This is a genomic window from Enterobacter sp. 01-M-02-SI-ECC (assembly GCF_047530595.1).
Classification (GTDB): domain Bacteria; phylum Pseudomonadota; class Gammaproteobacteria; order Enterobacterales; family Enterobacteriaceae; genus Enterobacter; species Enterobacter cloacae_M.
On record NZ_JBLKCZ010000005.1, the window covers coordinates 258,692 to 269,624 of the forward strand.

14 protein-coding genes are annotated in these 10,933 nt (G+C 54.2%); 6 read left to right on the forward strand and 8 right to left on the reverse strand.

The genetic code is table 11. The features are described from left to right. The first annotated feature begins 45 nt into the window (after window positions 1-45). Together ACMWLG_RS10110 and tilS are read left to right on the forward strand one after the other, a co-directional pair. Window positions 46-435 carry a VOC family protein gene (locus ACMWLG_RS10110; protein ID WP_029741193.1) on the forward strand — a complete coding sequence of 130 codons (390 nt, stop codon included), beginning with the start codon at window positions 46-48 and terminating at the stop codon, window positions 433-435. A 58-nt stretch (window positions 436-493) separates the two neighbouring features. Beyond that, window positions 494-1,783 (forward strand): tRNA lysidine(34) synthetase TilS, encoded by a 1,290-nt coding sequence (gene tilS, locus ACMWLG_RS10115; RefSeq protein WP_045401118.1) that lies wholly within the window; start codon window positions 494-496, stop codon window positions 1,781-1,783. 28 nt (window positions 1,784-1,811) lie between these two features. On the opposite strand, the gene rof is transcribed toward tilS, so the two are convergent. Beyond that, the gene (gene rof, locus ACMWLG_RS10120) at window positions 1,812-2,072 is read right to left on the reverse strand and encodes a Rho-binding antiterminator (protein WP_008501890.1); all 261 of its coding nucleotides are present in this window, start codon (window positions 2,070-2,072) and stop codon (window positions 1,812-1,814) included. Further along, window positions 2,059-2,259, reverse strand: coding sequence for a YaeP family protein (locus ACMWLG_RS10125; protein WP_008501889.1), 201 nt, complete (start codon window positions 2,257-2,259; stop codon window positions 2,059-2,061). Before ACMWLG_RS10125 ends, rof begins: the two co-directional genes overlap by 14 nt. A 196-nt stretch (window positions 2,260-2,455) precedes the next feature. Between ACMWLG_RS10125 and ACMWLG_RS10130 the strand changes: the two genes are divergently transcribed. Genes ACMWLG_RS10130 through nlpE form a run of 3 tightly spaced genes read left to right on the forward strand, consistent with a single transcriptional unit; the run spans window position 2,456 to window position 4,153 of the window. Continuing rightward, on the forward strand, window positions 2,456-3,001 hold the full coding sequence (locus tag ACMWLG_RS10130) for a YaeQ family protein (protein WP_023310470.1): 546 nt from the start codon (window positions 2,456-2,458) through the stop codon (window positions 2,999-3,001). Then, the gene (gene arfB, locus ACMWLG_RS10135; protein WP_045401120.1) at window positions 2,998-3,420 is read left to right on the forward strand and encodes an alternative ribosome rescue aminoacyl-tRNA hydrolase ArfB; all 423 of its coding nucleotides are present in this window, start codon (window positions 2,998-3,000) and stop codon (window positions 3,418-3,420) included. Before ACMWLG_RS10130 ends, arfB begins: the two co-directional genes overlap by 4 nt. Before the next feature lie 34 nt (window positions 3,421-3,454). Next, window positions 3,455-4,153, forward strand: coding sequence for an envelope stress response activation lipoprotein NlpE (nlpE, locus tag ACMWLG_RS10140; protein WP_032660574.1), 699 nt, complete (start codon window positions 3,455-3,457; stop codon window positions 4,151-4,153). Window positions 4,154-4,200: 47 nt separating this feature from the next. On the opposite strand, the gene proS is transcribed toward nlpE, so the two are convergent. The 6 genes from proS to metN form a co-directional block, all read right to left on the reverse strand. Beyond that, window positions 4,201-5,919 carry a proline--tRNA ligase gene (gene proS, locus ACMWLG_RS10145; RefSeq protein WP_033144681.1) on the reverse strand — a complete coding sequence of 573 codons (1,719 nt, stop codon included), beginning with the start codon at window positions 5,917-5,919 and terminating at the stop codon, window positions 4,201-4,203. A 112-nt stretch (window positions 5,920-6,031) separates the two neighbouring features. Then, a complete protein-coding gene (gene tsaA, locus ACMWLG_RS10150; RefSeq protein WP_045401123.1) occupies window positions 6,032-6,739 on the reverse strand; it encodes a tRNA (N6-threonylcarbamoyladenosine(37)-N6)-methyltransferase TrmO in 708 nt (235 codons plus the stop codon). Next, window positions 6,736-7,140 carry an Rcs stress response system protein RcsF gene (gene rcsF / locus ACMWLG_RS10155; protein WP_008501883.1) on the reverse strand — a complete coding sequence of 135 codons (405 nt, stop codon included), beginning with the start codon at window positions 7,138-7,140 and terminating at the stop codon, window positions 6,736-6,738. The genes tsaA and rcsF overlap by 4 nt, the downstream gene beginning before the upstream one ends. Window positions 7,141-7,246: 106 nt before the next feature. Further along, window positions 7,247-8,062 (reverse strand): methionine ABC transporter substrate-binding lipoprotein MetQ, encoded by an 816-nt coding sequence (gene metQ / locus ACMWLG_RS10160; RefSeq protein WP_014168729.1) that lies wholly within the window; start codon window positions 8,060-8,062, stop codon window positions 7,247-7,249. Window positions 8,063-8,102: 40 nt separating this feature from the next. Next, window positions 8,103-8,756, reverse strand: a complete 654-nt coding sequence (locus ACMWLG_RS10165; RefSeq protein ID WP_003856130.1) for a methionine ABC transporter permease MetI — start codon at window positions 8,754-8,756, stop codon at window positions 8,103-8,105. Next, window positions 8,749-9,780 (reverse strand): methionine ABC transporter ATP-binding protein MetN, encoded by a 1,032-nt coding sequence (gene metN, locus ACMWLG_RS10170; protein WP_045401127.1) that lies wholly within the window; start codon window positions 9,778-9,780, stop codon window positions 8,749-8,751. Before metN ends, ACMWLG_RS10165 begins: the two co-directional genes overlap by 8 nt. Before the next feature lie 188 nt (window positions 9,781-9,968). Here metN and gmhB point away from each other — a divergent pair, with 188 nt between their 5' ends. Further along, on the forward strand, window positions 9,969-10,535 hold the full coding sequence (gene gmhB, locus ACMWLG_RS10175) for a D-glycero-beta-D-manno-heptose 1,7-bisphosphate 7-phosphatase (RefSeq protein WP_029741186.1): 567 nt from the start codon (window positions 9,969-9,971) through the stop codon (window positions 10,533-10,535). Window positions 10,536-10,933 lie beyond the last annotated feature (398 nt).

Below are 10,933 nucleotides of genomic sequence, written 5' to 3' on the forward strand. Positions count from 1 at the left end.
CGGGTTTTCGGTTGTAACGTTCAGGCATCATAAAAAGGAGAAGCTATGCTGGGTTTAAAACAGGTTCATCATATTGCGATCATTGCGACCGACTACGCGAAAAGTAAGGCCTTCTACTGCGACATCCTCGGCTTTACGCTCATGAGCGAGGCCTACCGCGAGGAGCGTGACTCCTGGAAGGGCGACCTGGCGTTAAACGGGCAGTATGTGATTGAGCTGTTCTCTTTTCCTTTTCCGCCTGCGCGTCCGTCCCGCCCGGAAGCCTGTGGCCTGCGTCATCTTGCCTTCAGCGTCGATGACCTGGATAGCGCGGTAAAACATCTGGAGGCACACGGCGTGACGTGCGAAGCGATACGCGTCGATCCGTTCACCGACAAGCGTTTTACCTTTTTCAACGACCCGGACGGCCTGCCCCTGGAGCTTTATCAGCAGTAATGGTTGTCCTGTGTGATAATGCCCGCTCAGTTCGGGCATTTTTTATGTGTAATCTCCTATGACCTTACCCGCTATCGCACAAGCCGTTTCACCGTACCGCCAGCTGCTGGTGGGGTTTAGCGGTGGCCTGGATTCTACCGTGTTGCTGCATCGCCTTAAGCTTTGGCGCGCTCGGGAACCTGACGTCCAGCTTCGGGCGATGCATATTCACCACGGATTAAGTCCTCACGCAGAGGCGTGGGTGGCGCACTGCGAAGCCTTATGTGCGGCCTGGGCGATCCCGCTCATCGTTGAGCGAGTGACGCTTGCGGAGGAAGGGCTGGGCATCGAGGCGCAGGCGCGTAAAGCCCGCTATGCCGCGTTTGCCGGGGCATTACGTGCTGGAGAAGCGCTGGTCACGGCTCAGCATCTGGACGATCAGTGTGAAACTTTTCTACTGGCGCTTAAGCGGGGCAGCGGGCCGGCGGGACTTTCTGCCATGCCGGCGCGTTCTGAATTTGCCGGCACAACGTTACTGCGTCCGCTGCTTGGCGAGACGCGTGCCTCACTGGAAGCCTGGGCGCGAGAACATCAGCTGAACTGGATCGAAGATGAGAGTAACCAGGATGACGGCTATGACCGTAACTTCCTGCGCCTGCGCGTCCTCCCGCTTTTGGGCGAGCGCTGGCCGCATTTCGCCGACGCGACGGCAAGAAGCGCCATGCTGTGCGCCGAACAGGAGTTGTTGCTGGATGAGCTGTTGAGCGACGAGCTGGCTGGGCTGATTTCTGCCGACGGGGCGCTGGCGATCGCACCGATGAAAGCGATGAGTCCGGTACGTCGCGCCGCGCTGCTACGACGCTGGCTGGCCTTTCATCGCGCCGCGATGCCGTCAAGGACAATGCTGAGCCGTATCTGGGAAGAAGTCGCTCTGGCGCGGGATGATGCTTCCCCGTGCGTCCACCTGAACGGTTTTGAGGTTAGACGCTATAAGGGGGAGCTCTGGTGGATAAAATCCATGCCCTCGCTGACCGATGTGGTGCTCGACTGGCTTTCTCCTGACGCGCCCCTGATATTGCCCTGTGAGGCAGGACGCGTTTCTCTTCTGTCGTCTGGTCATGTGCGGCTGCCGAAGCCCGGAGAACCTGTCACCGTGCGCTTTAAGGCTGGCGGCATGCTGCATATCGTCGGGCGCAACGGGGGACGGAAGCTGAAGAAAATATGGCAGGAGTGTAACGTGCCGCCGTGGCTACGCGACACCACGCCGCTGCTGTTCTACGGTGAAACGCTTATCGCTGCGGCAGGGGTTTTCATCACGGAAGAGGGGTGGTCAGAAGAGGGTGTCCGTTTTGAGTGGCAAAAAGCGTAACGGGCAGCCAGGCTGCCCGTTAGTGTCATCAGGATTCGCTCACCACGACGGTGCCGATTTGCGGGTGGCTGAAGCTGGCTATTTTGTCCAGACGCAGCTCACGCGTCGCACCGGCGTCTTCCACTATCAGGTATTCCACATTCTTTCGTGAAACCAGATCGCTGGCTTTCGCCTTCAACACTTCGCCATCTTTTAGCTCCAGCGTCAGTAATAAATGATGCTGGCAGGCGAGTTCGAGGTTGTCATAGTCATCACAATTGATGGGTTGATAAGTATCATTCATCGACATAATCGCTCACCAGTAAATTCGCCGCAGCATACGCTGCTTTTTCCCTGACCGACTCTGAAAGGCTCTCATCAGAGGCCACTTCATTAAGCACCTTCAATACACAGCCCAACGCGTCCGGGACATACCCCAGATCTCCGCTGGCGATTTCCGCATACCGTTTGCGAATTAACTCACAATAATTATTCACATCCCCTCCCGCCAGCGCACTGACTTACTGTGAGATATCATTAAGCCTACGAAGATAAACTCGGTTTAGCAAGGTGACTATACCATACTCATTTAAGCAATATCAGAGCCTTGATAGCGGTGTATTTAACACCCTGTAACAGCCTTTTGCCGCGGTTTTCGCTACAATGTGCGCCTGATTCGAATGGAGTTCTCTCATGGCGCTGAAAGCGACAATTTATAAAGCAGTGGTCAATGTGGCCGATCTGGATCGCAACCAGTTCCTCGACGCGTCGCTTACGCTGGCACGCCACCCCTCCGAAACCCAGGAGCGCATGATGCTGCGCCTGTTGGCGTGGATTAAGTATGCCGACGAGCGTCTGCAGTTTACCCGTGGATTAAGCGCAGAAGACGAGCCTGAAGCCTGGCTGCGCAACGATCATCTGGGTATCGATTTGTGGATCGAACTCGGCCTGCCTGACGAGCGCAGAATTAAGAAGGCCTGCACCCAGTCCGCTGAAGTGGCCTTATTCGCGTATAATCAGCGCGCTGCGGAGATCTGGTGGCAGCAAAACAAGAGCAAGTGCGGACAGTTTAAAAATCTCACGGTCTGGTATCTGGACGATGAGCAGCTGGCGCAGTTGAGCGAATTTGCCAGCCGGACCATGGTTTTGCAGGCGACGATTCAGGATGGCGCCATCTGGCTCTCTGATTCTCAGAATAATCTGGAAATTCATTTAACGGCGTGGCAACCCGCGTCATGATCGTCTTGTCCCTAAACGTCAGCATCCCTGACAACGAGCTGGAAATCACCGCCATCCGTGCGCAGGGGGCTGGCGGGCAGCACGTCAACAAGGCGTCGACGGCTATCCATTTGCGTTTTGACATTCGGGCCTCAAGCCTGCCAGAGTATTATAAAGAAAGCCTGCTTGCCGCCAGCCATCACCTGATCACCAGCGACGGCGTGATGGTGATCAAAGCCCAGGAGTACCGCAGCCAGGAGCTCAACCGGGAAGCGGCGATAGCCAGGCTGGTGGCGGTCATCAAAGAGTTAACGACGGTACAAAAAAGCCGCCGGGCAACGCGGCCAACCCGCGCATCGAAAGAGCGTCGGTTGTCCTCGAAGGCCCAAAAATCCACAGTGAAAGCACTACGCGGTAAAGTTCGTCGCCCGACAGAGTGACGAAAGGGAACACACTTTTCATAAGGAATTCATTGTGAAAAAAGTATTATGGTCAGCGCTGGCAGCGAGTACGCTTTTTGCGCTTTTTGGGTGTAACAACCGCTCCGAAACGCAGGTTTTACAACCCACGCAAACGGAAGAATTAAAACCAATGCAGCAGAGCTGGCGCGGCGTATTGCCTTGCGCGGACTGCGAAGGCATTGAAACGTCTCTGTTCCTGCAAAAAGACGGCACCTGGGTGATGAACCAGCGCTATCAGGGCGCAAAAGAGCCTTCTTCTTTTGCAACTTATGGAACATGGGCGCGTACGGCCGAGAAGCTGGTCCTGACGGACACCACCGGTGAGAAAACCTTTTTCCGCGCCAAAGGTGAGGGGATGGAGATGCTTGACCGCGAAGGCAACCCGATTGAATCCCAGTTCAACTACACGCTTGCGCCGGTAAAAGCGGCTCTGCCTGCCACGCCGATGGCAATGCGGGGAATGTACTTCTATATGGCGGATGCGGCGATCTTTACCGACTGCGCAACCGGCAGGAAGGTCAGCGTGGCAAACAATGCGCAGCTTGAACGTGATTACGCTGTGGCACGCGGCAATGACAGCAAGCCGGTATTGCTGACGGTTGACGGTCACTTTACGCTGGAGCCAAACCCGGATAGCGGGGAGATGGTGAAAACGCTGGTGGCAGATAAAGACGCGAAGTTTGTTGCGGGTAAAGACTGTAACAGTAAATAAGCTGACGCTGAGTCATTAAAAAACCCCGCCTGAGCGGGGTTTTTTGTTTAGCCTTTGATGGCTTTCACCAGGTAATCAAGAATGTCGCCGGTCTTGATCATCTGTTTTTCGCCGCTGCGACGGTATTTGTATTCAATCTCATCGCTGTCGAGGTTACGGTCGCCGATGACGACGGTGTGCGGGATACCGATCAGTTCCATATCGGCAAACATCACGCCTGGACGCTCTTTACGGTCATCCATCAGCACTTCGATACCCTGAGCGCGCAGCTCGGCATACAGCTTCTCGGCCAGCTCCTGCACGCGGTAAGACTTGTGCATGTTCATTGGCAGAATGGCCACCTGGAACGGCGCGATATTGTCCGGCCAGACGATGCCGCGTTCGTCGTAGTTCTGCTCAATCGCCGCAGCCACCACGCGCGTCACCCCGATACCGTAGCAACCCATGGTCAGGATCTGGTTACGGCCATCTTCACCCTGAACAGCGGCGTTCAGCGCCCGAGAGTATTTATCGCCCAGCTGGAAGATGTGACCGACTTCGATGCCGCGCTTAATCATCAGGGTACCCTGACCGTCCGGGCTTGGATCGCCTGCAACCACGTTACGGATGTCAGCCACTTCCGGCGTCGCCACGTCGCGATCCCAGTTGATGCCGAAGTAGTGTTTACCGTCGATGTTCGCACCGGCGGAGAAGTCGCTCATCGCGGCTACCGTGCGGTCAATAACAACCGGCACCGGCAGATTGACTGGACCCAGTGAACCTGGACCCGCATTCACCACGGCGCGGATTTCCGCTTCCGTTGCGAAGGTCAGCGGGCTGGCTACCTGCGGCAGCTTCTCGGCTTTCACTTCGTTCAGCTCATGATCGCCACGCACCAGCAGGGCAACCAGCGGATAAGCGCTACCTTCGGTGGATTTCACCAGCAGGGTTTTCACGGTTTTTTCGACTGGCAGATTGAACTGCTCAACCAGCTCGGCAATGGTTTTCGCGTTTGGCGTATCAACCAGCGTCATCTCTTGCGTTGCCGCGCCGCGTGGTTCTTTTGGCGCCAACGCTTCTGCAAATTCGATGTTCGCCGCGTAGTCTGAAGAGTCAGAGAAGATCACATCGTCTTCACCGCTCTGCGCCAGTACCTGGAACTCATGGGATGCGCTACCGCCGATGGAGCCGGTATCAGCCTGCACAGCGCGGAAATCCAGACCCATGCGGGAGAAGATCTTGCTGTATGCCGCGTACATTGCGTCGTAAGTCTCTTGCAGTGATTCCTGAGAGGTATGGAAAGAGTAAGCATCTTTCATCAGGAATTCGCGAGAGCGCATGACGCCGAAACGTGGGCGAACTTCGTCACGGAACTTGGTCTGGATCTGGAAGAAGTTCAGCGGCAGCTGTTTGTAAGAGCTCAGCTCGTTACGAATCAGGTCGGTAATGACTTCTTCATGCGTTGGGCCGAGAACGAAAGGACGCTCGCCGCGATCGACAAAGCGCAGTAGTTCAGGACCATATTGCTCCCAACGGCCGCTCTCCTGCCACAGGTCAGCGGGCTGAACCACAGGCATGGACACCTCGATAGCACCGGCGTTGTTCATCTCTTCACGCACGATGTTTTCGACTTTTTTCAGGACGCGCACGCCGGTCGGCAGCCAGGTGTATAACCCGGAGGCCAGCTTGCGGATCATCCCGGCGCGCAGCATCAGCTGATGGCTGATCACTTCGGCGTCGGCAGGCGTCTCCTTCAGAGTGGAGAGCAGATATTGGCTAGTACGCATGTTGTTACGGTTCCATTTCGACGATTGGAACAGGCTGAAACACCAGCCTGACACAAAAAAAGTGGTTTAGTTTACCAGTGTGGTAAAGATGCCAAAAGAGAGGAGAACAAAATTACCTGGGTTCAAGGGCAAACACTTCAAAACCTGCCCCGGTGACGCGCCAGCGAACGTTGAAATCAAGCAGCCAGACGGCGTACGTTTTTCCTTCTTCCTCTTCTTTACGGTAGGCCGGACGCGGGTCCTGTGCCAGAACTTCAGTGATGAAATCCCGTACGCGAGGATAGCGTTTCTCCAGCTGACCGAGCTGCGCGGTTATCTCTGACGTAAAATAAACAGGCATGTCCGCCTGCGGCGCGTCCTGAGCATAGCTTGCACGCGCGTCCGGGAGCGCTTCGGCGAAGGGCAAATAGGGTTTGATGTCGATTACCGGCGTGCCGTCTACCAGGTCCAGACTACCTAACTCCAGTATCACCCGATCTTTCTGGCAACGTATGCCTTTCAGTTCAACCAGCGACATGCCAACCGGGTTTGGGCGAAAGGTCGAGCGAGTCGCAAACACGCCCATTCTCGCATTTCCGCCAAGACGAGGAGGACGCACGGTAGGACGCCAGCCGCCTTCCATCGTCTGGTGAAACACGAACACCACCCATAAATGGCTGAAAGCCTCGAGCCCGCGTACTGCATCGGCCTGATTGTAAGGCGCAATCAGGTGTAACTCACCGCTTCCGCTGGTGACCAGACCGGGCTGGCGGGGGACGGCGAACTTCTCTTTATAAGGAGAGTGGATAACGCCTATCTGCTCGAACTGAAATGCACTCATTTCGCCGTGATGTTCAGCGCAGAACCGATGCAAACCGCCTGACGATAGCAGCCCGGCGTGCCGCTGGTGACTTCACAGCTGTGCAGCAGAACCGCGTTGGCTTTCATTTTTGCGGCATTAATCTGCATACGTTTACGCGCTGTCGGAATATTCGGTGGTGAGTCCTGATTGGTCGCCTGACAGGATTCGCCGCTCACTTCGCCCAGTTCACGGAACGGTTTACCGACGAGTTCGTCCGCTTTCGTGATAATACGAACCGGCGCAGGGCGAACCACTTTCGGTTTCGCAGGCTCGGTCTTTGGCGGGGTTGCCGTGCTTTGAACAGGTTCAACGGGAGATCTGCTTAGCATAGAACAGCCGCTCAGCATGAGTGCTAAAAGACAGATCGGTAAAGCACGCATAATATTTCCTCAATGGATAATCAAAACGTCAGATATTGAATCAGTTGACTGCACAAATGACAAGACGGGCATAAGCCCGTCCTGATGATATTACACTGAGGTGAGATTACCAGCCTTTAACAGCGCCGCCGTTAAACACTTTGTTGGCTTCCTGGTAAACTTCGTCTGACTGATAGGCCTGAACGAATTTCTTCACGTTTTCCGCGTCCTTGTTGTCTTCGCGAGTCACGATCAGGTTAACGTACGGGGAGTCTTTATCTTCAACGAAGATACCGTCTTTGGCTGGCGTCAGGCCAATCTGGCTGGCGTACGTGGTGTTGATAACGGCCAGAGCAATCTGCGCATCGTCCAGAGAACGTGGCAGTTGCGGTGCTTCCAGTTCAACGATTTTCAGATTTTTCGGGTTCTCGGTGACGTCCAGAACGGTTGGCAGCAGGCCAACACCGTCTTTCAGTTTGATCAGGCCCACTTTCTGCAGCAGCAGCAGGGAACGACCAAGGTTAGTTGGGTCGTTAGGCACGGCAACCTGAGAGCCCGGCTGCAGTTCGTCCAGTGATTTAATTTTCTTAGAGTAACCGGCAATCGGATAAACGAAGGTGTTACCGACACCCACCAGTTTATAACCGCGATCTTTAATCTGCTGATCCAGGTATGGCTTATGCTGGAAGGCATTCGCGTCGATATCGCCTTTGCTCAGCGCTTCGTTCGGCAGAACGTAATCGTTGAAGGTCACCAGCTCCACGTCCAGGCCATACTTCTCTTTTGCCACTTTCTGAGCAACTTCCGCAACCTGCTGTTCTGCACCTACGATAACGCCCACTTTAATGTGGTTTGGATCCTTTTCGTCCTGACCGCAACCCACCAGTGCCAGAGAGCCGATCAGTGCGCCTACTGCTGCGAAGGTCTTTAATTTAAACGCCATGTTTTATCCTTAACTCGTAGAGTTTGTGTTGTGTGTAACGTTATTTGTGCGTAACAGCCCGGACGATGCGATCGCCAGAGAACTGGATTAAGTAAACCAGAACAACCAGCAATACCAGAACGGTATTCATCACGGTAGCGTTATATCCAATATAGCCGTACTGGTAACCAATCTGACCTAAACCGCCGGCACCAACGGCACCGCCCATCGCGGAATAACCGACCAGGGTGATAAGCGTAATAGTTGCCGCATTCACCAGCCCAGGCAGCGCCTCAGGCAGCAGAACCTTGCGGACGATCTGCATCGGCGTGGCACCCATCGCGCGTGATGCTTCGATCAAACCGGTTGGGATCTCCAGCAGGGCGTTTTCCACCATACGGGCAATAAACGGCGCAGCGCCAACGGTCAGCGGAACTATAGCTGCCTGCAGGCCGATAGACGTTCCGACGATCACGCGGGTAAATGGAATCATCCACACCAGCAGAATAATGAACGGGATAGAACGGAAGATGTTTACCAGCGCTGAGAGCGTACGGTACAGTTTCGCGTTCTCAATGATTTGCCCCGGGCGCGTCACGTACAGCAATACGCCGACCGGCAGGCCAATCACAAAACCAAAGAAGCCAGAGACAAAGGTCATTGCCAGCGTTTCCCAAACGCCGCGAACCAGCAGCCACATCATCGGCTCAGACATAACCCAGTACCTCTACTTTTACATGGTGTTCTTGCAGCCAGGCAATCGCGGCCTGGGTTTCTTCTTGTGTGCCGTGCATTTCTGTCAGCATGATGCCGAACTTCACGCCACCGGCGTAATCCATCTGCGCGCTGATGATGTTGTTGTTCACGTTAAAGCGACGCGCGGTTTCGGAAAGCAGGGGAGCGTCAACGGACTGACCGGTGAACTCCATGCGCAGCATCGGGACGCTGTCTGCTGCGGGTTCGGTTTTCAAACGCCCCAGATAATCTTCCGGAATATCCAGATGTAGCGTGGACTGGATGAACTGCTGTGCCAGAGGCGTCTTCGGATGCGAAAACACTTCACTTACCGTGTCCTGCTCGATCAGTTCACCGTTGCTGATGACCGCCACGCAGTCGCAGATGCGTTTCACCACGTCCATCTCATGCGTAATAAGGAGGATCGTCAGGCCCAGGCGACGGTTAATGTCTTTCAGCAGTTCCAGAATAGAACGCGTGGTTGCCGGATCCAGTGCGCTGGTGGCTTCATCACACAGAAGTACCTTAGGGTTGCTTGCCAGCGCGCGGGCAATGGCCACACGCTGTTTCTGCCCACCGGACAGATTTGCCGGGTAGCTATCATGTTTGTCGCCCAGACCCACGAGGTCTAGCAGCTCGGTAACGCGACGCTTCACTTCTTCTTTCGGCGTGTTATCCAGCTCAAGCGGCAGGGCAACGTTGCCGAACACGGTGCGGGAAGCCAGCAGGTTAAAGTGCTGGAAGATCATGCCAATCTGACGACGCGCTTTGGTGAGTTCTTTCTCTGAGAGGGCGGTAAGTTCCTGGCCGCCAACTTCTACGCTGCCCTGGGTTGGGCGCTCAAGCAGGTTAACACAACGAATCAGCGTGCTTTTACCTGCACCCGATGCGCCAATGACGCCATAAATTTGACCAGCAGGAACATGCAGGCTGACGTTGTTCAGTGCCTGAATGGTTCGGTTCCCCTGCTGGAACACTTTGGTGATATTGGAAAGTTTAATCATTAGATTATTTTTATCGTATGTAAGTTAGCCGTGGCATTTTCTTCTGCCAGATACGGGTGATGACCGTAAACAAAACGGATGTTAAGGCATCCAGACGTCTAAATCAATCCAACTCTGTACGATGAGCACTTTATTGCGCTGCGATTCATGAGATACTAGTCGAACATGCCTTTTTCAGGAGCAAACCGGTGGCAAAATCAGTACCCGCAATTTTTCTCGATCGTGACGGCACTATTAATGTGGATCACGGTTATGTCCATGAGATTGATGAGTTCGAGTTTATCGAGGGCGTAATAGATGCCATGCGCCAGCTGAAAGAGATGGGCTATGCGCTGGTGGTGGTGACGAACCAGTCCGGTATTGCACGCGGTAAATTCACCGAAGCGCAGTTCGAAACGCTGACGGAATGGATGGACTGGTCGCTGGCCGACCGAGGCGTGGATCTCGACGGCATCTACTATTGTCCGCACCACCCGCAGGGAACGGTAGAAGCGTATCGCCAGACCTGTGACTGCCGTAAGCCGCATCCGGGGATGTTCATCTCTGCACAGGAGTTCCTGCACATTGATATGTCTGCTTCTTATATGGTGGGCGATAAACTGGAAGATATGCAGGCAGCAGCGGCAGCGGGTGTAGGAACCAAAATATTAGTACGCACCGGCAAGCCAGTGACGCCAGAAGCAGAAAATGCAGCGGATTGGGTAATTAATAGCCTGGCCGACCTGCCAAAAGAGATTAAAAAGCACCAAAAATAGCCTTTTTGGTGAAAAGGTGAGCGGTTGAAATAAAAATGCATTTTTCCGCTTGTCATTCCTCGGCGGCCCCCTATAATGCGCCTCCATCGACACGGCGGATGTGAATCACTTCACACAACAAGCGGTTCGGTTGAAGAGAAAAAATCCTGAAATAACGGGTTGACTCTGAAAGAGGAAAGCGTAATATACGCCACCTCGCAACGGTGAGCGAAAGCCGCGTTGCACTGCTCTTTAACAATTTATCAGACAATCTGTGTGGGCACTCAAAGTGACATGGATTCTTAATGTCTTCGGACAATAAATGAATACCAAGTCTCTGAGTGAACATACGTAATTCATTACGAAGTTTAATTCACGAGCATCAAACTTAAATTGAAGAGTTTGATCATGGCTCAGAT

What these genes read in the sequence shown, in the direction of transcription:
- ACMWLG_RS10110 (WP_029741193.1), top strand. Translation starts at nt 46, where the DNA reads ATGCTGGGTTTAAAACAGGTTCATCATATTGCGATCATTGCGACCGAC.
- tilS (WP_045401118.1), top strand. Translation starts at nt 494, where the DNA reads ATGACCTTACCCGCTATCGCACAAGCCGTTTCACCGTACCGCCAGCTG.
- rof (WP_008501890.1), bottom strand. Translation starts at nt 2,072, where the DNA reads ATGTCGATGAATGATACTTATCAACCCATCAATTGTGATGACTATGAC.
- ACMWLG_RS10130 (WP_023310470.1), top strand. Translation starts at nt 2,456, where the DNA reads ATGGCGCTGAAAGCGACAATTTATAAAGCAGTGGTCAATGTGGCCGAT.
- arfB (WP_045401120.1), top strand. Translation starts at nt 2,998, where the DNA reads ATGATCGTCTTGTCCCTAAACGTCAGCATCCCTGACAACGAGCTGGAA.
- proS (WP_033144681.1), bottom strand. Translation starts at nt 5,919, where the DNA reads ATGCGTACTAGCCAATATCTGCTCTCCACTCTGAAGGAGACGCCTGCC.
- tsaA (WP_045401123.1), bottom strand. Translation starts at nt 6,739, where the DNA reads ATGAGTGCATTTCAGTTCGAGCAGATAGGCGTTATCCACTCTCCTTAT.
- rcsF (WP_008501883.1), bottom strand. Translation starts at nt 7,140, where the DNA reads ATGCGTGCTTTACCGATCTGTCTTTTAGCACTCATGCTGAGCGGCTGT.
- metQ (WP_014168729.1), bottom strand. Translation starts at nt 8,062, where the DNA reads ATGGCGTTTAAATTAAAGACCTTCGCAGCAGTAGGCGCACTGATCGGC.
- ACMWLG_RS10165 (WP_003856130.1), bottom strand. Translation starts at nt 8,756, where the DNA reads ATGTCTGAGCCGATGATGTGGCTGCTGGTTCGCGGCGTTTGGGAAACG.
- metN (WP_045401127.1), bottom strand. Translation starts at nt 9,780, where the DNA reads ATGATTAAACTTTCCAATATCACCAAAGTGTTCCAGCAGGGGAACCGA.